The organism is Nocardia sp. KT25-26 (genome assembly GCF_056627695.1).
On sequence record NZ_CM152813.1, the window covers coordinates 1906303 to 1928747 of the forward strand.

At 69.7% G+C, this 22445-nt stretch carries 23 protein-coding genes; 16 read left to right on the forward strand and 7 right to left on the reverse strand.

What is annotated here, in order from left to right; all coding sequences use genetic code 11:
* Nucleotides 1-12: 12 nt before the first annotated feature.
* Nucleotides 13-243 carry a hypothetical protein gene (locus AC1HFH_RS08705; RefSeq protein WP_480246921.1) on the forward strand — a complete coding sequence of 77 codons (231 nt, stop codon included), beginning with the start codon at nucleotides 13-15 and terminating at the stop codon, nucleotides 241-243.
* 49 nt (nucleotides 244-292) lie between these two features.
* On the opposite strand, the gene mutM is transcribed toward AC1HFH_RS08705, so the two are convergent.
* From mutM to AC1HFH_RS08730, 5 genes are all read right to left on the reverse strand, one after another.
* Entirely contained in the window at nucleotides 293-1147 is an 855-nt protein-coding gene (gene mutM / locus AC1HFH_RS08710; RefSeq protein ID WP_480246922.1) for a bifunctional DNA-formamidopyrimidine glycosylase/DNA-(apurinic or apyrimidinic site) lyase, read from the reverse strand.
* 6 nt (nucleotides 1148-1153) lie between these two features.
* Nucleotides 1154-1828, reverse strand: a complete 675-nt coding sequence (gene rnc, locus AC1HFH_RS08715) for a ribonuclease III (RefSeq protein WP_480247777.1) — start codon at nucleotides 1826-1828, stop codon at nucleotides 1154-1156.
* 86 nt (nucleotides 1829-1914) lie between these two features.
* Nucleotides 1915-2097: a 50S ribosomal protein L32 gene (gene rpmF / locus AC1HFH_RS08720; RefSeq protein ID WP_014987105.1), complete on the reverse strand. Its 183-nt coding sequence runs from the start codon at nucleotides 2095-2097 to the stop codon at nucleotides 1915-1917.
* A gap of 2 nt (nucleotides 2098-2099) precedes the next feature.
* Nucleotides 2100-2759 carry a YceD family protein gene (locus AC1HFH_RS08725; protein WP_480246923.1) on the reverse strand — a complete coding sequence of 220 codons (660 nt, stop codon included), beginning with the start codon at nucleotides 2757-2759 and terminating at the stop codon, nucleotides 2100-2102.
* Nucleotides 2760-2874: 115 nt separating this feature from the next.
* On the reverse strand, nucleotides 2875-3642 hold the full coding sequence (locus AC1HFH_RS08730) for a DivIVA domain-containing protein (RefSeq protein WP_480247778.1): 768 nt from the start codon (nucleotides 3640-3642) through the stop codon (nucleotides 2875-2877).
* Nucleotides 3643-3844: 202 nt separating this feature from the next.
* On the opposite strand from AC1HFH_RS08730, the gene AC1HFH_RS08735 reads away from it, so the two are divergent.
* Nucleotides 3845-4384, forward strand: coding sequence for a GtrA family protein (locus AC1HFH_RS08735; protein WP_480246924.1), 540 nt, complete (start codon nucleotides 3845-3847; stop codon nucleotides 4382-4384).
* 13 nt (nucleotides 4385-4397) lie between these two features.
* Here AC1HFH_RS08735 and coaD read toward each other — a convergent pair whose 3' ends face one another.
* Nucleotides 4398-4877: a pantetheine-phosphate adenylyltransferase gene (gene coaD, locus AC1HFH_RS08740; RefSeq protein WP_480246925.1), complete on the reverse strand. Its 480-nt coding sequence runs from the start codon at nucleotides 4875-4877 to the stop codon at nucleotides 4398-4400.
* Between the two features lie 65 nt (nucleotides 4878-4942).
* Between coaD and AC1HFH_RS08745 the strand changes: the two genes are divergently transcribed.
* The 11 genes from AC1HFH_RS08745 (at nucleotide 4943) to AC1HFH_RS08795 (ending at nucleotide 18197) form a co-directional block, all read left to right on the forward strand.
* A complete protein-coding gene (locus AC1HFH_RS08745; protein WP_480246926.1) occupies nucleotides 4943-5524 on the forward strand; it encodes a dihydrofolate reductase family protein in 582 nt (193 codons plus the stop codon).
* Nucleotides 5525-5528: 4 nt separating this feature from the next.
* Nucleotides 5529-6599: a PHP domain-containing protein gene (locus AC1HFH_RS08750; protein WP_480246927.1), complete on the forward strand. Its 1071-nt coding sequence runs from the start codon at nucleotides 5529-5531 to the stop codon at nucleotides 6597-6599.
* Nucleotides 6600-6707: 108 nt separating this feature from the next.
* Complete coding sequence (locus tag AC1HFH_RS08755; protein ID WP_480246928.1) at nucleotides 6708-8237, forward strand: PstS family phosphate ABC transporter substrate-binding protein; 1530 nt, start codon at nucleotides 6708-6710, stop codon at nucleotides 8235-8237.
* A 498-nt stretch (nucleotides 8238-8735) separates the two neighbouring features.
* Complete coding sequence (locus tag AC1HFH_RS08760; protein ID WP_480246929.1) at nucleotides 8736-9806, forward strand: glycosyltransferase family 4 protein; 1071 nt, start codon at nucleotides 8736-8738, stop codon at nucleotides 9804-9806.
* Nucleotides 9803-11932 carry an amylo-alpha-1,6-glucosidase gene (locus AC1HFH_RS08765; protein ID WP_480246930.1) on the forward strand — a complete coding sequence of 710 codons (2130 nt, stop codon included), beginning with the start codon at nucleotides 9803-9805 and terminating at the stop codon, nucleotides 11930-11932. The genes AC1HFH_RS08760 and AC1HFH_RS08765 overlap by 4 nt, the downstream gene beginning before the upstream one ends.
* 236 nt (nucleotides 11933-12168) lie before the next feature.
* Entirely contained in the window at nucleotides 12169-12321 is a 153-nt protein-coding gene (locus AC1HFH_RS08770) for a hypothetical protein (protein ID WP_480246931.1), read from the forward strand.
* 120 nt (nucleotides 12322-12441) lie between these two features.
* The gene (locus AC1HFH_RS08775; RefSeq protein ID WP_480246932.1) at nucleotides 12442-12912 is read left to right on the forward strand and encodes an OsmC family protein; all 471 of its coding nucleotides are present in this window, start codon (nucleotides 12442-12444) and stop codon (nucleotides 12910-12912) included.
* Nucleotides 12912-13202 (forward strand): acylphosphatase, encoded by a 291-nt coding sequence (locus tag AC1HFH_RS08780; RefSeq protein ID WP_480246933.1) that lies wholly within the window; start codon nucleotides 12912-12914, stop codon nucleotides 13200-13202. Before AC1HFH_RS08775 ends, AC1HFH_RS08780 begins: the two co-directional genes overlap by 1 nt.
* 90 nt (nucleotides 13203-13292) lie before the next feature.
* Nucleotides 13293-13730 (forward strand): DUF1707 SHOCT-like domain-containing protein, encoded by a 438-nt coding sequence (locus tag AC1HFH_RS08785; RefSeq protein WP_480247779.1) that lies wholly within the window; start codon nucleotides 13293-13295, stop codon nucleotides 13728-13730.
* A gap of 96 nt (nucleotides 13731-13826) precedes the next feature.
* Entirely contained in the window at nucleotides 13827-17477 is a 3651-nt protein-coding gene (smc, locus tag AC1HFH_RS08790; RefSeq protein WP_480246934.1) for a chromosome segregation protein SMC, read from the forward strand.
* 66 nt (nucleotides 17478-17543) lie between these two features.
* On the forward strand, nucleotides 17544-18197 hold the full coding sequence (locus AC1HFH_RS08795; RefSeq protein ID WP_480246935.1) for an HAD family acid phosphatase: 654 nt from the start codon (nucleotides 17544-17546) through the stop codon (nucleotides 18195-18197).
* Nucleotides 18198-18319: 122 nt separating this feature from the next.
* Here AC1HFH_RS08795 and AC1HFH_RS08800 read toward each other — a convergent pair whose 3' ends face one another.
* The gene (locus tag AC1HFH_RS08800; protein WP_480246936.1) at nucleotides 18320-18709 is read right to left on the reverse strand and encodes a DUF2237 family protein; all 390 of its coding nucleotides are present in this window, start codon (nucleotides 18707-18709) and stop codon (nucleotides 18320-18322) included.
* Nucleotides 18710-18843: 134 nt separating this feature from the next.
* On the opposite strand from AC1HFH_RS08800, the gene ftsY reads away from it, so the two are divergent.
* The 3 genes from ftsY (at nucleotide 18844) to AC1HFH_RS08815 (ending at nucleotide 22363) form a co-directional block, all read left to right on the forward strand.
* A complete protein-coding gene (ftsY, locus tag AC1HFH_RS08805; RefSeq protein WP_480246937.1) occupies nucleotides 18844-20478 on the forward strand; it encodes a signal recognition particle-docking protein FtsY in 1635 nt (544 codons plus the stop codon).
* A gap of 259 nt (nucleotides 20479-20737) precedes the next feature.
* A complete protein-coding gene (locus AC1HFH_RS08810; protein WP_480247780.1) occupies nucleotides 20738-22021 on the forward strand; it encodes an ammonium transporter in 1284 nt (427 codons plus the stop codon).
* Nucleotides 22022-22024: 3 nt separating this feature from the next.
* Nucleotides 22025-22363, forward strand: coding sequence for a P-II family nitrogen regulator (locus tag AC1HFH_RS08815; protein WP_480246938.1), 339 nt, complete (start codon nucleotides 22025-22027; stop codon nucleotides 22361-22363).
* Nucleotides 22364-22445 lie beyond the last annotated feature (82 nt).

Genomic DNA, 22445 nt, shown 5'->3' on the forward strand with positions numbered 1-22445 from the left:
AGTGGAGGCGAAATGAAGCGGTTTCTGGTGGTGACGGCAGTAGCGGGGGCGCTGGCTTGCGGGCACGGCGCAGTGGCCGCCGCGGATCCGGTCGGGACACCGGCGGTCGAGGTGGCGAGCGGGTCCACCGAGGCGTGGGCCGACTTCTGGCAGGCGTTCTGGGAGCAGCCGGTCACCACCGGCTCCGCCGAGTTCCTCGGCGACCTGCTGTGCCGGTTCCAGACCTGCAACGCCGCCGGTTGAGCTCTCGACCGGGTGTCATCCGGTACCGCATCCCGGATCGGGGACCGGTTCAGCGGGGTGGCCGCTGGCACCTCGGGCAGGAGAACGACGAGCGGTTCATGAACTTCTCCCGCCGGATGGGTGCCCCGCAGTGCAGGCAGGGTTCGTGTTCGCGGCCGTAGACGGCGAGGGAACGTTCGAAATAGCCGGAATCGCCGTTGACGTCGACGTAGAGGGCGTCGAAGGAAGTGCCGCCGGCCGCGAGGGCATCGGTCATGACGGCGGCGACCTCGGCGAGGAGCGAGCGTAGCACCGGGCGGCTCAATCGGGCGGCCGGGCGGGTGCCGTGCAGGCGGGCACGCCACAGAGCTTCGTCGGCGTAGATGTTGCCGATGCCGGAGATCACGGCCTGATCCAGCAGAACGCGTTTGATCTCGGAGTTGCGGGACCGAATCGCGGCGACCGCGGCCTCGGTGTCGAATGCCGGATCGAGTGGATCACGGGCGATATGGGCGACGCTGTCGGGCACCTCGGTGCCGTGCACGGGGACCAGATCGGCCAGCGACCAGCCGCCGAAGGTGCGCTGGTCGACGAACCGCAGCTCGGTGTCGTCGCCCAGCCGGGCCCGGATATGGGCGTGCTTCTCGACCGGTGCGTCGGCGGGCCGGACCAGCATCTGGCCACTCATGCCGAGATGCACGACGAGCGCGGTCGCCGGGTCGTCGAAGGTCAGCCAGAGATATTTGCCGCGTCGCTGCGCCGACTCGATCCGTCGCCCGGTCAGGCGATCGGCCAGGTCGGCGCCCCCGGCGAGATGCCGGCGTACCGAGCGTGGATGCGTGACGGTGACCGCATCGATGGTCCGGCCGACCGCATGCCGGGCCAGGCCGCGCCGCACCACTTCGACCTCGGGGAGCTCCGGCACGACGGATCAGGCTTCTTCGGTGAGTGCCCGGTATGCGGCGCCCGCTGCCTTCTGCTCGGCTTCCTTCTTGGAACGGCCGACACCCTGACCGTAGCCGCGGCCACCGATCATGGTGGTCGCGGTGAATTCCTTGTCGTGGTCGGGCCCGGTGGACGTGATGTCGTAACTGGGCACCCCGAGACCACGTTCGGCGGTGAGTTCTTGCAGGCTGGTCTTGAAGTCCAGGCCGGCGCCCATGCGCGGCCCGCGTTCCAGCAGTTCGGCGAACAGTCGCAGCACCACACTGCGGGCCACGTCGATACCGTGCTCCAGGTGCACCGCGCCGAGCAGCGATTCCATGCCGTCGGCGAGGATGCTGGGCTTGTTGCGACCGCCGGTAAGTTCCTCACCCTTGCCCAGCAGCAGGTGCGTGCCCAGGCCGCCTTCGCCCAGCCCGCGGGCCACCTCGGCGAGCGCGTGCATGTTGACCACGCTGGCACGCAGTTTGGCGAGTTCGCCCTCGGACTTGTCCGGGTGCTCCTGATAGAGCCGCTCGGTGATGCTGAGACCGAGCACGGAGTCGCCCAGGAACTCCAACCGCTCGTTGGTGGGCAGGCCGCCGTGCTCGTACGCGTACGACCGGTGCGTCAGCGCCAGGCGCAGCAGCTCCGGTCGTACGTCGACACCGAGGGCCTCGAGCAGACTCGCGTTGTCCGACGGGACCCCGTCGGTGGAACTCGCGTCGTGCTCGACTCCGTCTTTGTTACCGGCAGTCACGTCGCGAACGATCAGACCGCAGCGGTGACCTGGCGGCCCTTGTAGGTGCCGCAGGACGGGCACGCGATATGCGGCAGGGTCTTCTCACCGCAGGCACGGTTCGGGCAGGTGATCAGGGTCGGCGCGGTGGCCTTCCACTGGCTGCGCCGCGACCTGGTGTTGGAACGGGACATCCGGCGCTTGGGAACGGCCACGACTACTTCTCCTCTGTCTTTTCGCTTGCCACTTCGGCGGAACGGTCGGTGGATGCGGCACCCTCGTCGGGGCTGCCGCTGCCGGGCGTTTCGGTGGCGAACTTCGCCAGCCCGGCCCAGCGGGGGTCCAGTATCTCATGCTCATGATCGGGACCTGCAATCGCCATCCGCACGCCGCATTCCGGGCACAGGCCCGGACAATCCGGAGTGCACACCGGCTGCAACGGCAGCTCGAGGCCGATGGCATCGACGATCAGCGGTTCCAGGTCGATCAGGTCGTCGCCCATCCGATAGATCTCGTCCTCGGAGGTCGTCTGCTCGGTCGTGCTGTCCGGGTAGGCGAACAGTTCGGTCAGCGGCAGTACCACCGAATCGGTGAACGTCTCCAGGCAGCGGGAGCACTCCCCGGCGGCCGGCGCCGAGACGGTGCCGGTGACCAGCACGCCTTCGGACACCGCCTGCAGTTGCAGATCCAGTTCCACGTCGGACCCGGCCGGGATGGCGACCAGATCGAGACCTATCCGGTTGTCCGTGCTGACCGTGCGGTGCAGTTCCTGCATGGTCCCCGGCCGGCGGCCGAGGCTGCGGGTGTCCAGCACGAAGCCTGCGTCCGGCGTCCGGCGGGACGCCGGACGGGAACGCGATCCGGAACCGGCGGACATCACGAACTCACTCCCGAAAAAGTCTGGATCGAAGCTGATTGGGCAACCATTCCACGGTACGCGAACGACCCCGGCGATGCCAAAATCGCCGGGCGATCACGGTGCCGCCGCCGGCTCAGGCGCCGCGCGGGTCGGCCCGGTAGTCGCCGAACCCGGCGCCCCGCAGATGTGCCCGGCCGCGGCTGACCGTGCGCCGGGTGCTGCTGAGCGTCTCCTCCAGTTCGGTGAGCCGATCGCCGAACTCGGCCATCCGGTCGTCGACGTACTCGTCGCATTCGGCCCGCAACCGGGCGGATTCGGCCTCGGCGGCGTCGATCACCCGGGCGGATTCGGCGTGCGCGGCGCGGACCACCTCGGTCTGCTCCACCAGCCGGGTCTGCTCGGCCTTGCCGTCGGCGACCGACCGTTCGTAGGATTCCCGGCCCGCCGCGATCGTGCGGTCGGCCTCGGCCCGGGCCCGGCCGGTCAGGTCCTCGTACTCGGCCTTGCCCTCGGCGACCGTCCGCTCGGCCTCCGCTTCGGCGTCGTCGACCAGCCGGTCGGCATGTGCGGTGGCCTCGGCGACCATCCGATCGGCATGTGCTTTGGCCTCGGACAGGATCCGGTCGGCCTCGGCGCGGGCGGTTTCGACGGTCTCGCGGGCCTGTGTGTCGGCGGCGCCGATCGTGCTCTCGGCGCCGTGCCGGGCGTCGGAGACGATCTTGTCCCGGTGGTCGAGCACGTCCTGGGCGTCGTCCAGTTCCCCGGGCAGGGCATCGCGGACGTCGTCCAGCAGTTCCAGGACGTCGCCGCGGGGCACGATGCAGCCGCGCGTCGGCGGGATGCCCCGTGCCTCCTCGACGATGGCGACCAGTTCGTCGAGCGCTTCGAATACGCGATACATACTCACAACCCTCCTGCGGCCTCAGGGCAAAACTACTACCGGTACGCCCGCCACGCCGGTCCCGGAGTCCGCCCGTGTGTCGGGCACAGTGGCCCAGATCGCACCCCAATCAAATGGAGAAGGCTCCTCCACTTCTTGTATCATCGAGCAGCGAGGCCGGCAGCGCCGCCGGTTCGAGAAGTGCTCGGCGATCGGAACGACGATGACGGTGACGGAACCGCCCACCACCTGGGTGCTGCCGGGTACGGCCACGTTCGCCGCGTGGTACCCGCCCATGGCACCGGTACGGACAGCGACCGCGGAGCCGGTGGAGCAGTCGCGGTGCCTGCGCCGGACGGCACTGCTGAGCTATCTCCGGGGTGACCGGGCACTGCCGCAGCTGATCCGGTTCGCCCTGGTCGGCGGATTCAGCAACATCACCTATGTCCTGTTGTTCTTCGCGCTGCTCGGTATCGGCCCGCTGACCGCGAATATCGCCGGGTCGATCGTCAGCACCGTGCTCGCCAACGAACTCCACCGCCGGCTCACCTTCCACGCCGCCGAGCGGGTGGGCTGGTTCACCGCACAATGGGAGGGCGGCGGACTGGCCGCTCTCGGGCTGATCATCACCACCGTCGCACTGGCTGCCCTCGGCTTCTGGGCGCCGGGCCTGGGCGGAATGGCCCAGGCCGCCGCGGTCGTCGCCATCACCGCCGCGGTGGGCGGGATGCGTTTCCTCGCCCTCCGTGGCTGGGTGTTCTGAGCAAGCCGGTACGTCAGCGCTGGGCCAGTCGCTCCAGCAGTCGCTTGTGCACCGCCGGTGGCAGCATGTCGCTGACATCGCCGCCGTACGCGGCCACCTCCTTGACCAGCGAGCTGGACAGATAGCTCAGGGCCGGGTTGGTCGCGATGAAGAAGGTGTCGACGCCGGCCAGCTTGTGGTTCATCTGCGCCATCTGCATCTCGTAGCCGAAATCACCCGCATCGCGTAGACCCTTGACGATGGCCGTGAGCCCCTGTTCCCGGGCGAAGTCGACCAGCAGGCCCTGCCAGGATTCCACCCGGACGTTCCCGAGGTGCGCGGTCGCCTCCCGCAGCAGTTCCATCCGCTCGTCGACGGTGAACATGCCCTGCTTCTTCGGGTTGATCATCACGGTCACGACGACTTCGTCGAACTGCGCGGCAGCCCGGGTGAACACGTCGATATGTCCATTGGTCACCGGGTCGAAGGAACCCGGACACAACGCTCCAGCCATGCCTGCGAGTCTATGGCCTACTGGGATCGTCCGGTTCGCGCTACCGTCTTCGGTAGGAGGAACCGATGCGCAAGCTCACCTACTTCGTAGCGTCGACCATCGATGGTTTCATCGCCACCGAGGACGGTTCGCCGGACTTCTTCCCGGTGGGTGGTGACCATTGGCCGGCCATCGTGTCCCAGTACCCGGAGCGGTTGCCGACGAAGGTGCGCCAGGCCCGCGGCGCGACCTTGGGCAACACCACCTTCGACACCGTGCTGATGGGCCGGAAAACCTACGACTTCGGCGTACGGACCGGCACCGCGAGTCCGTACGAGCACCTGCGGCAGTTCGTCGTCTCCACGACCCTGCCGGACCCGCCGGCGCCCGGGGTGGAACTGATCGCCACCGACCCGGTCGCGGCGGTCCGCGAACTCAAGCTGGCCCCGGGCCTGGGTATCTGGCTGTGCGGCGGTGGCGAGCTGGCGCAGTCACTGCTGCCGGAGATCGACCGGATCTTTCTCGAGTTGTATCCGATCGTGCTGGGCCGCGGCCGGCCGCTGTTCGGTGGTGGTACGCCACTGCCGGAGCCGGAACGGTTCCGGGTGATCACCAGCCGGGTGTTCAACGACGGGGTGGCCTTCCTGAAGTACGGCCGGGTCCGGTAGCGCCGTGCCGGACGAGTCCGCGGAGACGAGTGCGGCGGCGGCCCCGGACGCCGTCGCCGCCCTGCGCGAGATCGGATTCTGGCTGGAACGGGATCACGCCGAGACCCACCGGGTGCGCGCATACCGGCGGGCCGCGGACGTCGTGGCGGGGCTCTCGGCCGCCGAACGGGCGGACCGGGCCCGGGCCCGGAGCTGGCAGCAGCTGGCCGGTATCGGCCCCAAGACGGCAGCGGTGATCGAACAGGCCGAAGCCGGTGCTGTGCCCGCCTATCTGGCGGAGCTGCGGGCCGCGGCGCGGCCGATCGAGCCGGCGGGGGCGGCGCTGCGGCAGCAGTTGCGCGGCGATCTGCACACCCATTCGGACTGGTCCGACGGTGGTTCGCCGATCGCCGAGATGATGGCGGTCGCCGCGGCACTCGGGCACGAATACTGCGCGCTGACCGATCACTCACCCCGGTTGCGCGTGGCGAACGGATTGTCCGCGCAGCGGTTGCGCCGGCAGCTCGCGGTGGTCGCGGAGCTGAACGCCGGACCGGCACCGCTGCGCATTCTGACCGGCATCGAGGTGGACATCCTCGACGACGGGTCGCTGGATCAGGATCCGGAGTTGCTCGCCGAACTGGATATCGTCGTGGCGAGCGTGCACTCCCGGCTGCGCGACGACCGGGACACAATGACCCGCCGAATGGTGCGTGCGGCGGCGAATCCGGCGGTGGACATCCTCGGCCACTGCACCGGCCGCCTGGTCGAGGGGGCCCGGGGTACCCGGCCGGAGTCGAGTTTCGATGCCGAGGTCGTCTTCGAGGCCTGCCGCCGGTACCACACGGCGGTGGAGATCAACTGCCGCCCGGAGCGCCGCGATCCACCGGGGCGGCTGCTGGACCTGGCGGTGGAGCTGGGCTGCCTGTTCAGCATCGATACCGATGCGCACGCACCCGGGCAACTGGACTGGCAGGGCTACGGCTGCGCCCGGGCGCAGGCGCACGGTGTCCGCGCCGAATCGGTGATCGATACCTGGCCGCTGTCCGAGCTGCTCGCCTGGACCGACGCACCCGGCCCGGGCAGCGCCGGGTGAACATCTGTCCAACTCTCGTCGCGGTGCTGTCCCGCGAAGCCGTTGTCACGCAAGACTGAGTGGTCCGGGCGGTACGCGCCGGACGAGTAGTGCGAGCACGGGGGAACGGTGGGCGGTCTGCAACTCGATACGGTGCTGGGCCTGTTCGGCATTCTGGTGCCGCTGCTGGCCTTTCTGTGGGAGTTCGTGCTGTCGGGACGGCGTCGGCTGGGCTTCCGGGTGCAGATGGACACCCCGGTCACCGGCGAAATCGAATCGGTTCATCCGGGCGTGCTGACCCAGCTCCGGCCGGACACCGACGGTGCCGGGCCGCCGCTGCAGGATCTGTCCGTCGTCCTGGTTCGGATCGAGAACAGCGGGCCGGTGGCGATCGAGGCGTGCGACTACACCGCCCCCACGTCGGACGTCGGTGTGCACCTGCATTTCCCGCGTCGCCGGGTGATCGGGATGGCGGTGACCGAGCTCAGCGCACCCGGACTGGCCGACCACCTCGGACCGCAGTCGGGGATTGCGCCCGGATTGGATTCGGCCGCCGCCGACGGGGTGATCGAGCTGCCGAAGGTGCCGTTGAACCGCAACGAGCACTACAAGGTGCTGGCGATCCTGCAGCGCACCACCGGCTCCGGTGGCTACCCGGAACCGGTGCTCCAAGGCGGGATCCGGGCGGGTCGGATCGTGCGCACCGCCAGCAGCAGTTCGCGGGCCACCCGGGTGCTGCTCGCGATCAGCCTGTTCCTGGTGGCCGTGGTGGCGGCGCAACTGCTGTTCGCGCAGTTCGATCGGTCGTCGGCGCTGGGCTGCCGGACCGGCCGGGTGACGCTGACCGGGTCGACCGCGCTCGCACCGGCGGTGACCCGGGCTGCGCAGACCTACGAGAAGGAATGCGCCGGAGCGGCATTCACCTTCCACTTCGAAGGGTCGGGGCGGGGGCTGGACGAACTGGCCGAGTCGGGCCCGTCCGCCGATGTGCTCGCGATCGCCGACGGCGACAAGGGATCGGGGTACGCCCACCTGGCCGAGCGGCCGATCGCGGTCTCGGTGTTCTCGATGATCGTCAATTCCCGGGCCGGGGTGACCGACCTGACCGCGGAACAGATCCGGGACCTGTACGAGGGTCGGATCACCAACTGGCAGGCGCTCGGCGGTGCCGATCTGCCGGTGGTGCTGGTCGACCGGACGCCCGGTTCGGGGACCCGCCGGGTATTCGAGACCCGATTGCTGACGCAGCCACCGCCGGTGCGGCGGTTCGTCAGCTGTACCGCCGTTCGAACGGCGGCCGAACGTCGTTCGGGGGCCTGTGAGGTGAGCGTGACCGAGGACATGGTCGGTGCCGTCTCGGGCATCCCCGGGGCGATCGGCTATCTGGACGCAGCGGGCGCGGAACGGATCGAAGCACCCGGGGTGGCCCGGGTCTCGATCGACGGCGCACCCGCGACGATCGATGCGGTACGTGCCCAGGGGTACCCGTTCTGGGGTATCGAATACGTCTACAGCGCCGCGGATCTGCCGGGCGATTCACTGGCGGCCGGGTTCCTGGCCTATCTGGCCGACGGTGCCGGGCGGGCGGTTCTGCGTGAATTCGGGAACAGCCCGTGTACCGATATCGAGTCCCGGCAGCGGTGTACGGGTGCACCCTGAGCGGGTCGGCAATCGCCCGGCACCCGGGCTGCCCGAGTCGGTTCACCCGCTTCGGTGCGGATACCGGCCGGTGTACATCGTTTTCACCTGCGCCGAACCGGTGAATGCGAAATGAGTGGTTGCCGACTTTGTGTCGAAACGCGGGATTTGCAGCAACCTACTGGTTTACGCACCGGTAGGCGGGTACCGTCCGTACCGGCCCCCCTGATCACCGGGGTTCCGATGCCGGTCCGACGCGAATCCCGGCGCCCCCGGTGGCCAGGCCGACCGAGCCCGATGGACGGCGGTGTAGTTCTCGCTCCACCCCCGCCGAGGCGGCCATCTTGTTCGGCATCCGGCGAGCAAGTCCCGGCGCCGGGTGTGTTGCAAGTGCTGCACGAGGTTGTGTCCTGTGGAAGGAAGGTCATGAGCACACAGTTGCCGGCAATGCCGCCGGCAGTTTCGCCTGCTTTCGATCGTTTTACCGATGCTGTTCCGGGCGATCCACTGCGGATCGCCATGGTTGTCCCGCCGTATTTCGATGTGCCGCCCAAGGCCTACGGCGGTGTCGAGGCGGTCGTCGCCGATCTGGTGGATGCCCTGGTCGACCGGGGGCACCGGGTCACCCTACTCGGCGCCGGCGAGCCGGGTACCCGCGGCGAATTCCTGCCGCTGTGGGACCGTCCGGTACCGGAACGACTGGGCGAGCCGTTTCCCGAGGTGATGCACGCATTGAAGGTGCGTCGGGCGGTCGAGCAGCTCGCGCTGACCGACGGTATCGATCTGGTGCACGATCACACCTTCGCCGGTCCGCTCAACGCACCGGCCCTGAGCACGCTCGGGGTGCCGACCGTGGTGACCGTGCACGGTCCGGTGCAGGACGAGTGCTACACGTACTACAGCGAACTCGGCGACGACGTCTCGCTGGTCGCGATCAGCGACCGGCAACGGGAACTGGCGCCCGAACTGCCGTGGGCCGGACGGGTACACAACGCGCTGCGGGTGGACACTTTTCCGTTCCAGCCCGCCAAGGGGGACTACGCGCTGTTCCTCGGCCGGTTCACGATGGACAAGGGCCCGCATCTCGCCCTGGATGCGGCGCATGCGGCGGGTATTCCGCTCATCCTGGCCGGAAAGTGCAGCGAGCCACCGGAGCAGGCGTACTTCGACGAGTACGTGGCGCCCCGGCTCACCCCGGACGATCACGTTTTCGGTCTCGCCGACTACGCTGCGAAGCGTAAACTACTTGCCGGAGCCCGGTGTCTGCTGTTCCCCATCCGATGGGAGGAGCCGTTCGGCATGGTGATGATCGAGGCGATGGTGTGCGGGACGCCGGTCGTGGCCTTGCGTGGCGGGGCGGTGAGCGAGGTCGTGGTCGACGGTGTCACCGGCCGGATCTGTGACGACCCCGACGAACTGCCCGGCGCGATCGAGGACGTCCGGCAACTGGACCCGGTTGCCTGCCGGTCGCATGTGGTGTCGCACTTCGGCGCCGACACGCTCGGCCGGGGCTACGAACAGGTGTACCGGCGGGTGCTGGCCTCCCGGACCGTGGCACCGGTCGGCGCGGTGGCCGGCGGTCGCGTATGAGCGTCGAGGGTTGCGGTCCGCCCGATCCGCTGAATGCCGGTGAACCCGCCGGGCTCGGCGGCGATTCGGTCACCCTCGTCGAAGGTGCCACCTTCTGCCTGTCCGACCGGCTCGGCGATGTCACGCCGGGCCGGCCGCACGGGCTGTTCTTCCGGGACGCCCGGGTGCTGTCCCGTTGGGAACTGCTGGTGGACGGGAAACCGCCGGAGCCGCTGTCGGTGCTGAGCCCGGAGGCATTCGCCGCGCGGTTCGTCCTGCGGCGCCCGCCCCAGGCGGGGCTGGCCGACAGCACCCTGCTGGTGGTCCGCAACCGCTTGGTCGCCGACGGTATGCACGAGCTGATCAGCCTGGAGAACATGGGGCGGGAAGCCACCGCGGTGGTCCTGGAACTGCATGTCGACGCCGATTTCGTCGACCTGTTCTCGGTGAAGGAGGGCCGGGCCGGCGCCCGCCGGGCCGAGATGACCACCTCCGACGGGGAACTGCTGCTGCACGATCGCGGCGATCTGTCCCGGGGCCTCGCGCTCACCTCCACGATGGAGCCGATGCTGCTGCCGGGGACCATGATCTGGCGAGTAGTGGTGCCCGCGGGCGGCCGCTGGCAGACCGAGATCACCGCACAGCCCGCGGGTGCCGCTCAGCGTCCGCAGACGCAGGGCACCCCGGGGGAGCGGTACCGGGCCAGCGAACCGGTGCGCAAGATTCAGGCGTGGCGGGCCACCGCCACCGACATCACCACCGATTCGCGGCGGCTCACCCGGGTGCTGCGGCGGACCGAGAGCGACCTGGGCGCGCTGCAGATCCACAACGACAACGGCACCGGCCGCCCGTTCGTCGCCGCCGGGGCGCCCTGGTTCATGACCCTGTTCGGACGGGACTCGCTGCTCACCTCGTGGATGTCGTTGCCGCTGGAGGTCGACCTGGCGCTGGGCACCCTGCAGCAGCTCGCCGAACTGCAGGGCCAGACCGTGGACCCGCTGGTGGACGAGCAGCCCGGCCGGATCATGCACGAGATGCGGCGCGGGCCGGCGGTCGGGCAGGTCCTGGGCGGCCAGATCTACTACGGGACCGCGGATGCCACTCCGCTGTTCCTGATGCTGATGGCCGAATGCCTGCGCTGGGGCGCCGATCCCAATGCGATTGCGGCCCTGCTGCCGGCCGCCGATGCGGCGCTGTCCTGGATCACCGATTTCGGCGACCGCGACGGCGACGGGTTCGTCGAATACCAGCGGGCGACCGACCGGGGCCTGGTGAATCAGGGCTGGAAGGACAGTTTCGACGGAATCAACGATGCCGCAGGGGCGCTCGCGCGTACGCCGATTGCTCTGTGCGAGGTGCAGGGCTACGTCTACGCGGCGCTGCTGGCGCGGGCCGAACTGGCCGCCGCCTTCGAGGATATGCAGACCGCGCAGCGGCTGACCGAGCGGGCCGCCGAACTGCGGGCCAAGTTCGCCGAGCAGTTCTGGATTCCCGAACGCGGCTGGTACGCCGTGGCGTTGGACGGTGGTAAACGCCAGGTCGATGCATTGACCAGCAATACCGCCCACTGCCTGTGGTCCGGAATCGCCACCGACGAACACGCCGAAGCCCTGATCCAGCAGCTGGCCTCGGCGGAGATGGACTCCGGTTTCGGTTTGCGCACGCTGGCCGCTTCGATGGGCGCGTACAACCCGATGAGCTACCACAACGGTTCGGTGTGGCCGCACGATACGGCCATCGCGGTCGCCGGGCTGATGCGGTACCGGCACATCCCGGGAGCGGTCGCCCTGGCGACGCGGCTGGCCGGCGGACTCCTGGACGCGGCGCAGGCCTTCGACGGCCGGCTGCCCGAGCTGTTCTGCGGGTTCCCGCGGGCCCGGTTCGCCGCGCCGGTGCCGTACCCCACCTCCTGCTCACCGCAGGCGTGGGCCAGCGCCGCGCCGCTGCTGCTGGTCCGGTCCTTCCTCGGGCTGGAACCCGATGTGCCGGCCCGCCGGCTGGTGCTGCGCCCCCAGGTGCCCAAGGAATGGGGGACCGTGGTGCTCTCGGAATTCCGGCTCGGCCCGGTCACGGTGGATCTGTCGGTGCGCGGAACCGAGGTGCTGTCCGGTGAACTGCCGCCGGATTGGGAGTTGATCACGGATTGACCGGCGGCGGGATTTCCCGCCGCCGTTCCGGTGCGGTGAGCCCGGCGTGTCGTCGGCGCGTCCGGATCCGCGCCGAAACACGCCCACCGTATCGCTGCACATGCGTCCGGGCCGGACTAGCATCGCCGTCCGGAACGTCGCGCCGTCCGGCGGGCGAACCGGTCGAACATATTGATTCGCAATGATTTCGGGCCTCTGGAGCGAGGTTCGGACAATTCCGATGGAAAGGAATTCCGGTGTCGGTGATCACCCCGGCAATTCTGAGCGCGTTCGTCGCCGCTCTGCTGTTCATCCGCGTCCTCGGCAACATGGTGGATGCGCCCCGGGCCCGCCGGGTCCCGGTGGTGGTTCCGGTGCGCAGCGCGCGGGAGCGGCAGCGCACGCACTGACCCGGTGCGGTGCGGCCGGGGTCTGCATCGGAGCATTTCCGGTCACTCGGGGAATGCCGCCGCGCCGGTGTGCGTTGCCGGCCGTGAGGCGTTTCCGACGAGGATGGCAGGATTTCCCCCATGGCTGATCAGACCGCTGTTTCCAGTACCACGCCCGATGCCGGCTCCGATGCGCCCCAGCCGACGGAGCTGTGGGTGGAGCGCACCGGTACCCGGGCCTACACCGGGCGCAGTTCGCGCGGCGCCGAGGTGCTGATCGCATCGCAGGGCGTTCCGGGCGCCTTCACACCCGGTGAGCTGCTCAAGATCGCCCTCGCGGCGTGCACGGGGCTCAGTGCGGATCTGCCGCTGTCCCGGCGGCTGGGCGACAACTTCGACGCCACCGTGCGGGTCTCCGGTGATGCGGACCGGGAGAACGAGGTGTACCCGCAGCTCGACGAGGTGCTGGAACTCGACCTGTCCGAACTCGACGAGGCCGCGCGGGAACGGCTGCTGGTGACTGTGCAGCGGGCGGTGGACCGGGTGTGCACGGTGGGCCGGACCCTGAAGGCGGGCAGCAAGGTGAACTTGTCCTTCGACGTGGACGCCTGATGCCGGACGCCGAGGACCCGCCGGTCCGGTTGAGCGCCTGGGTGCACGGATACGTGCAGGGCGTCGGGTTCCGGTGGTGGACCCGGTCGCGGGCCCTGGAGCTGGGTCTGGCCGGCTATGCGCGCAACAGCAGCGACGGCCGGGTGCACGTGGTGGCCGAGGGGCCCCGGCCGGCGGTGGAGATGCTGCTCGGGCTGCTGCGTTCCGGTGGCACTCCGGGCCGGGTGGATCTGGTCGTCGAGAGCTGGGCGGAGCCGCGGGGCGATCTGACCGGTTTCGACGAACGCTGAGCTGCACGGCGGACAACCCTTGACATTCCACATTGGAGGGAGAATCCTGGAGGAAACCCTCCAATGTGGAGTGTGGCCGAGTTCGGAAGGATGTCCGCCGTGAACATCGCACCCGCGACCCGAATCTCCGATGCCGAGCGCGGCGAGATCGCCGCACTGCTCGGCCGGCATCTGGCCGACGGACGCCTCGACCTGGCCGAATACGACGAGCGGGTGGCGCGGGTGTACGCCTCGGTCACCGGCGCCGAGGTGCAGCAGGTCCTGGCCGATCTGCCTGCGCCGCCGCCCGCGCCCGTCCGGGTGTCCCGGTCCCGCCGGGTCCCGGTGTGGCAGCGGATCGAGGGCGGTGCATGGCTCGGCGTCAGTGCGCTGGTGCTGCTCATCTGGGGCATGATCTCGCTGTCGGTGGGAGAACTCACCTACTTCTGGCCGATGTGGGTCATCGGGCCCTGGGGAGCGGTGCTGGCGTTCCGGGCGATCTCCGGCGTCGAATCCGGCCGGTGCCGCTCGGCGCGCCGGACCGGCTGACGCGGTGCGGCGGGCCGTACGGGGCGGCCGTACGCGACTCGTTACCCTGGTCCCACCCGGGAGTACGGGGCGCACCGCGCAGAAAGGGCCGCCGGATTGCACCTGAAGAGCCTGACGTTGAAGGGCTTCAAGTCCTTCGCGTCCGCGACGACGCTGCGCTTCGAACCGGGGATCACCTGTGTGGTCGGTCCCAACGGTTCCGGCAAATCCAACGTCGTCGACGCGCTCACCTGGGTGATGGGCGAACAGGGCGCCAAAGCGCTGCGCGGCGGAAAGATGCAGGACGTCATCTTCGCCGGGACCTCCGGGCGGCCACCGCTCGGCCGCGCCGAGGTGACGTTGACCATCGACAACTCCGACGGTGCCCTGCCGATCGAGTACTCCGAGGTGTCGGTCACCCGGCGGATGTTCCGCGACGGCGCCGGTGAATACGAGATCAACGGCAGTTCCTGCCGGCTGATGGACGTCCAGGAGCTGCTCAGCGACTCCGGTATCGGCCGCGAGATGCACGTCATCGTCGGCCAGGGTCAGCTCGCCGCGATCCTGGAATCCCGGCCCGAGGACCGGCGGGCCTTCATCGAGGAAGCCGCCGGCGTGCTCAAACATCGCCGCCGCAAGGAGAAGGCGGTCCGCAAGCTCGACGCGATGCAGGCCAACCTGGCCCGCCTCACCGACCTCACCACGGAGCTGCGCCGCCAGCTCAAGCCGCTGGGTCGGCAGGCAGAGGTGGCCCGCCGGGCCCAGACGGTGCAGGCCGACCTGCGCGACGCCCGGCTCCGGTTGGCGGCCGACGACCTGGTGACCCGGCGCGAGGAGCTGTCCAGCCGGCAGAACAAGGAGGCCTATGCGCGTGAGCAGCAGATCACCGTGCAGGCCGAACTGGATGCCGCCTCGGCCGCGCTCGCCCAGCAGGAGCATCGCCTGGCCCAGCTGACCCCGGGAGCCGAGGCGGCCGGGCAGACCTGGTTCCAGCTCTCCGCCCTGGTCGAGCGGGTCAATGCGACCACCCGGATCGCGGGCGACCGGGCCCGGCATCTGGACACCGAGGCACCGGCCGGGACCGGCCGCGATCCCGACCAGCTGGAGGCCGAGGCCGACCGGGTGGCCGCCGAAGAAGCCGAGCTGGCCGAAGCCGTGGAGATCGCCGCCGAGACCCTGGAAGCCGCCCGCGATGCCCTGGCCGAACGCGAGCATGCGGCGCAGGCGGCCGAACAGGCGCATCTGGCCGCCGTGCGGGCAATTGCCGACCGGCGCGAGGGCCTGGCCCGGTTGTCCGGTCAGGTGGACACGCTGCGCACCCGGACTCAGTCGGTGGACGCCGAGATCGCCCGGGTCTCGGTCCAGATCGCCGAATCCCGGCACCGCAGCGAGGACGCACAGGCCGAGTTCGACACCGTGCAGGAAGAACTGAGCGAACTCGAAGCCGGCGAGGCCGGTCTCGACGCCCAGCACGAGCATGCGGTCGCCGCCCTGGAATCGGCCGATCGGCGGGTGGCCGAACTGCGCGCGCAGGATCGTGATGCGAACAAGCGGATCGCCTCGCTGTCGGCGCGCATCGATGCGTTGGGCATGAACCTGTCCCGGAAGGACGGGGCCGCCTGGCTCACCGAACGCGAGATCACCGGATTGCTCGGTCCGCTGTCGGGCCTGCTGCGCGTGCACAGCGGCTTCGAGGCGGCTGCGGCCGCCACTCTGGGACCGCTGGCCGATGCGCTGGCCGCCGAATCCGACGAGATCGCGCAGACCGCCGTGGCGGCCCTGCGTGCGGGGGACGGTGGCCGGGCGGCGCTGGTGTTCCGGACCGCCGGCCGGGTGCCGGAACCGGCCGGGGCGCTGCCCGATTCCGCGTGCTGGCTGGCCGACGTGGTGGACTGCCCGGACTCGGTGTCGGCCGCCGTCGCCGCGCTCACCGCCGGTGTCGCGGTCGTCGCGGATCTCGCGGCCGCCGCCGACCTCGTCGCCGCGCGGCCGGAACTGCGGGTGGTGACCCGCGACGGCGACCTGGCCGGCACCGGCTGGATGATCGGCGGCGCCGACCGGCGGCCCAGCCAGCTGGAGATCCAGGCCGAAATCGATACGGCCACCGCCGACCTGGCCGAGGCGCAGCGGCACGGCGCGGAACTCGAGGCGGCGCTGGCCGGTGCCCTCGAGGAGCAGGCCGACCGGAAAGAGGCCGTCGACCATGCCCTGCTGGCCCTGCACGAATCCGATCAGGCGCTGCTGGCCGTCTACGACCGCCTGGCACGGCTGGGGCAGACTGCGCGCGGTGGGCAGGCCGAACACGACCGCCTGATCGCGCAGCGCGGTGAGGCCGAATCGACCAGGGAAGCGGCGCTGGCCGAACTGGCCGAACTGGAGGACCGGCTCCGGCATGTCGAAACCGAAGAGGCGTCGGCCGACACCGGCTACGGCGCCGCCGGTACCGAGGCCGCCGGGCTGGAACGAGAGGAGGCCGCGGCCGCGCTGGCCGAGGCCCGCACGATGGAAGTCGAGGCCCGGCTGGCGGTCCGGACCGCCGAGGAGCGGGCGGAATCGGTGCGCGGTAAGGCCGACGGGCTGCGCCGCGCCGCGCGGGCCGAACGGGAGGCCCGCGCCCGGGCCGAGCGGGCGCAGGCGGCCCGCCGCCGCGCCGCCGCCGTGGCAGCCGCAGTCGCCGAATCGGGCGCCCGGATCGCGGCCGAGCTGGAGCAGGTGGTCGCCGTCGCCGAGGGGCGGCGTGACGAACTGGTCCGCCGGCGGACCGAATGCGCCGCGGAGGTCGACCGGATCAAGGAACGAGTGCGCGCACTGAACGCCCAGCTGGGCTCACTCACCGATGCGGTGCACCGGGACGAGGTCGCCAAGGCGGAAGCCACCCTGCGGATCGAGCAGCTGGAGGCCACCATCTCCGAGCAGTTCGGGATCGCGCTCGACGATCTGATCGCCGAATACGGCCCGGAGGTGCCGCTGCCGCCGACCGCCCTGGAGATCCAGGAGTACGAACAGGCCCGGGAACGCGGCGAGCAGGTCAGCGAACCGCAGCCGATGCCCTACGACCGAGCCACCCAGGAGCGCCGTGCCAAACGGGCACAGAAGGACCTGGCCACGCTCGGCAAGGTCAATCCGCTGGCCCTGGAGGAGTTTGCGGCGCTCGAGGAACGCTACAACTTCCTCGCGACGCAGCTCGAGGACGTCAAGCAGGCCCGCCAGGACCTCCTGGATGTGGTCGCCGAGGTCGATGCGCGCATTCTGCAGGTGTTCACCGAGGCCTATGCCGACGTCGAGCGCGAGTTCGTCGAGGTCTTCGCGAAACTGTTCCCCGGCGGCGAGGGCCGGCTGGTGCTCACCGACCCGTCCGACATGCTCACCACCGGAATCGAGGTGGAGGCCCGGCCGCCCGGTAAGAAGGTCAAACGACTGTCGCTGCTCTCCGGCGGCGAGAAGTCGCTGACCGCGGTGGCGCTGCTGGTGTCGATCTTCCGGGCCCGCCCCTCACCGTTCTATGTCATGGACGAGGTGGAGGCCGCCCTGGACGACACCAACCTGCGGCGGCTGATCGGGCTGTTCGAACAGCTGCGGGAGAAGAGTCAGCTGATCGTCATCACCCACCAGAAGCCGACCATGGAAATCGCCGATGCACTCTACGGGGTGAGCATGCGCGGCGATGGCATCACCCAGGTGATCTCGCAGCGGCTGCGTGGCCAGAACGTCGCTACCGCACCGGAGGCCGAGCCGGAAGCGGCCACGGCCGCCGGTCCTGCTCAATGAGACCGAAACATCGGTTTTTCTGTAACTCGTTGCCGCAGGGGTGTGGGTGATTAACCTGCCGGAGGCATGAGAACACTTGTCACCGCGGCCGCCGCGGGTCTCGCCCTCGCCCTCCTTGCGCCCGCCGCCGTCGCCGCACCGGGGTCGGGTTCGTCCTCGTTGTCCGGCGGTTCCGGCTCCTCGTCACTGTCCGGTTCCGGTTCGTCGTCGCTGTCCGCCGGCGAGCTGCCGCCCTACAGCGAGTGGATCGCCGAGATCGAACAGGTCGTCGCAGCGGCCCGCAGCTACCTCGAGACCAGGCTGCCCGGCGCCACCGCGCCGGCTCTCGTCTTCGATATCGACAACACCACGCTGGAGACCGACTACAACGCCGGAATCGTGGTTCCGGCGATCCCGCCGGTGCTCGAGCTGGCCACCTGGGCGAAGAGCAACGGTGCCGCCATCTTCTTCGTGACCGGGAGGCCCGCCCTGCTGAACATCTACACCAGGATGAATCTCGACGCGGTCGGCTATCCGGTCGACGGCCTGTCCGGCTCCGCGCCGACCACCCTGTCTGCCGGGGACGCCGGCCTGGCCGCGTACAAGACCGCCGAACGCGCCGAGCTCGAGGCCGACGGGTACACGATCGTCGCCAATATCGGCAACAACACCAGCGACCTCACCGGCGGACATGCCGAACGCGCCTTCAAATTCCCCGACTACGACGGCGCGCTGCGTTGAATTGAGCAGCTCCGCTGCTCGAGTCGCGGCCCCTAGGGGGCCGCTCCGTGTTGGATGGAGCGGCTGCGCCGCTCTGGTGGCGGGTGGGATCGGGTTGCTGTGCGGCTACGCACTCGGCCGGCTCAGAGCAGATCGCTGACGTCGTCCGGGACATCGACGGCGTACTTGCGCAGGATGTCCATCGAGATCACCTCCAGGGCATCCTCATGCGTCGCGGCAAGCACCACGGGGGCGGCGACGCCGTCCTCGTGGGCGTGCAACCACCGCACCGCCACCACACACCACCGGTCGCCCGGTTGCAGTCCCGGGAAGTTGTTCTCCGGACGGGGCGTACTGAGATCGTTGCCGATGGAGGCCTGATGCTCCAGGAACTCGGCGGTGACGACGGTGCACACCGTGTGGCTGCCGAGATCCTCCGGGCCGGTGCTGCAGCAGCCGTCCCGGTAGAAGCCGGTGAGCGGATCGGTGCCGCACTCTTCCAGCGGTCCCCCAAGCACGTTTCGATCGGTCACCCCGTCGATCCTATTGGTCCGGGGCCGGATCTTGCGTGTTTTGTCAGCCGATGGTGTTGGCGCGGTCCGCGCTGCGCCGACCCGCGGCGGGGACGTGCCGGAACCGGCCCGGGCACACGCCCTAGACTCCGGGTGTGAGTTCGCAAGCGTGGATCCTTATCGCCGCGATCGCTGCCGTCCTGGTGGTGGCCTTCGTGTCGGGTTTCGTCCTGTACAAGCGGCGGCGTATTTCGCTGGCGCCGCCCGAACCGGACAAGGAGGTGACCGACCGATCCGGTGGGTATTCCGCCGCCGGCGGATTCAGTTTCAGCCAGGGGGGCGCGGCAACGGCGACACGCCCGGAGCCGTTGCCCGAACGCACCGATACCGAGGGACAGCCGCACGTCGGTGACGACGCCGCCGTCCCGCGCGATGCACCGCGGCGCAGCATCACCGACGTCCCGCTCCCGGACGCCGATGTGGCGGGCGATACCGCGACTCGTGAACCCGACACCACCGACACCACGGTCGAACCGGCGCCCGGCGCCGACGAGCAGGCCGCGACCGACGGCTCCGGGACCGTCGCCGGGGCCGCACCGGCCGCCGAAGCCGCGGTCGGCACCGAATCGGCCGACACCGTCGCCCCGGCAGCCGACACCGCCCCGGCCGAAGCGGGCGCTGCTCCTGACACCACCGAATCGGCCGGCACCACCGAACCCGCCGAGACCCCCGAACCCGCCGAGACCACCGAGACGGCCGACAGCACCGAGACTGCCGAGCCGGCCGCCGCGGCGACGGCTCCCGCCGAGCCCGCCACCGAGACCGCCACCACCGAGATCGAGGAGATCGAGCCCACCAGCGGCCGCCTGGAACGGCTCCGCGGCCGGCTGTCCCGGTCGCAGAATGCGGTCGGCAAGAGCCTGCTGGGCCTGCTGGGCGGCGGCGATCTCGACGAGGATTCGTGGGAGGAGATCGAGGACACGCTGGTGCTGGCCGATATCGGCACCGCCGGCACCATGGCCATCGTGGAACGGCTCCGCGAGGAAATGGCCGCACGCAGCGTCCGGACCCCGGACGAGGCCCGCGCGGTACTGCGCGACGTACTGGTCGAGGCGCTGCGCCCGGAGCTGGACCGGTCCATCCACGCCCTGCCGCATCCGGATCATCCGTCCATCCTGCTGGTGGTCGGGGTCAACGGCACCGGCAAGACCACCACGACGGGCAAACTGGCCCGGGTGCTGGTCGCCGACGGGCGCCGGGTGCTGCTCGGCGCGGCCGACACCTTCCGGGCCGCCGCGGCCGATCAGTTGCAGACCTGGGGCGAACGAGTCGGTGCCGAAACGGTCCGGGGCAAGGAGGGCGCCGACCCCGCCGCGGTGGCCTTCGATGCGGTCAGCGCCGGAATCGACCGCGGCGTCGACACGGTGCTCGTCGATACCGCCGGCCGGTTGCACACCAAGACCGGCCTGATGGACGAGCTCGGCAAGGTCAAGCGGGTCGTCGAGAAGAAGGCCCTGGCCGGTGTCGACTCCGCCGGTGTCGACGAGGTCCTGCTGGTGCTCGATGCGACCGTCGGCCAGAACGGGCTGATGCAGGCCCGGGTGTTCGCCGATGTCGTGGACATCACCGGGGTGGTGCTCACCAAACTGGACGGCACCGCCAAGGGTGGCATCGTCTTCCAGGTCCAGCACGAGCTCGGTGTTCCGGTGAAGCTGGTCGGCCTCGGCGAGGGCGCCGACGATCTGGCGCCCTTCGAGCCCGGCGCCTTCGTCGACGCACTGCTCGGCTAGATCCGCGAATCAGCGCGGCGAATCGCAGGTCGCGCGCACATCACCACTAACCTCACAGTGAGCGGAACCCCCGTCGTGCGGCCGGCGAAACCTACTGGCAACACGACGGGGGCATCCGTTCACGCAGGTGAAACACCGCAGCTCTCCGCATGAAACACCAAGTGAGGACCCTTCTGTGCAGGCCCTTCGTCGTACTCGGCGGGGCTCGAGATGAGGAGGACTAAAGGTGGTGAATCCCGTACTCCTGGCGGGTGCCGATATGGGCGTACCCGACACAGGTGACACGGCCTGGATTCTGACGAGCGCGGCCCTCGTGCTGCTGATGACCCCCGGGCTCGCGTTCTTCTACGGCGGTATGGTCCGTGGCAAGAACGTGCTGAACATGATCATGATGAGTATCAGCGCCATGGGTGTGGTCACGGTGCTCTGGGTGCTGTACGGCTACTCGATGGCTTTCGGTACCGACAAGGCGAGCCTGATCGGTGACCCGGCCGAGTTCTTCGGGCTCCAGACGTTGTTCGCCGGTTTCGACTCCGGTGAGGTCCCGCTGACCGGTACCGTTCCGACCCTGGTGTTCGTGGCGTTCCAGCTGATGTTCGCGATCATCACCGTGGCTCTGATCTCGGGTGCCGTCGCCGACCGGATGAAGTTCACCGCCTGGCTGGTCTTCTCCGCCGTCTGGGTGACGCTGGTGTACTTCCCGGTCGCGCACTGGGTCTGGGGCGGTGGCTGGATCTTCAGCAAGATCGAGGCGATCGACTTCGCCGGTGGCACCGCGGTGCACATCAACGCCGGTGCCGCGGCCCTGGCGCTCGTGCTGGTGCTCGGTAAGCGCAACGGTTGGCCCAAGACGCCGTTCCGGCCGCACAACCTGCCGTTCGTGATGCTCGGTGCCGGCCTGCTGTGGTTCGGCTGGTTCGGCTTCAACGCCGGTTCGGCGCTGGGTGCGAACGGCACCGCTGCCGCCGCGTTCGTCACCACCGTCGTCGCCACCGGCGCCGCGATGCTCGCCTGGCTGCTGGTGGAGAAGATCCGTGACGGCAAGCCCACCTCGCTCGGTGCGGCCTCGGGAATCGTCGCCGGTCTGGTCGCGATCACCCCGGCCTGTGCCTCGGTCAACGTGCTCGGCGCCCTGCTCATCGGCATCGTCGCCGGCGCGGTCTGCGCGCTGGCGGTCGGCCTGAAGTTCCGCTTCGGCTACGACGATTCGCTCGATGTGGTCGGCGTCCACCTGGTCGGTGGCCTGATCGGCACCGTGATGATCGGTTTCGTCGGCACCGCGACCGCGCCGACCGCCGCGGACGGCCTGTTCTACGGCGGCGGTTTCGACCTGGTCTGGAAGCAGACCGTCGGCGCGGTGGCCGTACTGGCCTACTCGCTGGTCGTGGCCGGTGTCATCGCGCTGGCGTTGAAGTACACCATCGGCCTGCGGGCGGGTGCCGAAGAGGAATCTGTCGGCATGGACGAGTCCGAACACGCGGAGACGGCATACGATTTTGCTGCTGTGGGTGGCACGGCGCGAACTGCCGTCAAGGAGGCATGAGGCATGAAACTCATTACCGCAATCGTCAAACCGTTCACGCTGGAGGACGTCAAGACCGGGCTGGAACAGGCCGGCGTGTTCGGTATGACGGTCAGCGAGGTCCAGGGGTACGGACGGCAGAAGGGCCACACCGAGGTCTACCGCGGCGCGGAGTACTCGGTGGACTTCGTCCCCAAGGTGCGTGTCGAGGTCGTCGTCGACGATGCGTCGGTGGACAAGGTCGTCGAGGTGATCGTCGAGGCCTCGCGCACCGGCAAGATCGGTGACGGCAAGGTCTGGGTGACCCCGGTCGAATCCATCATCCGGGTTCGTACCGGGGAGCGCGGCAGCGACGCACTGTAATCGGTTCGAACGGTGGCCTCGTTCGGTGTCGGGAGACCGGCGCCGGACGAGGCCACCGGCGGTAGCGGGCGGCTCGGGGGCA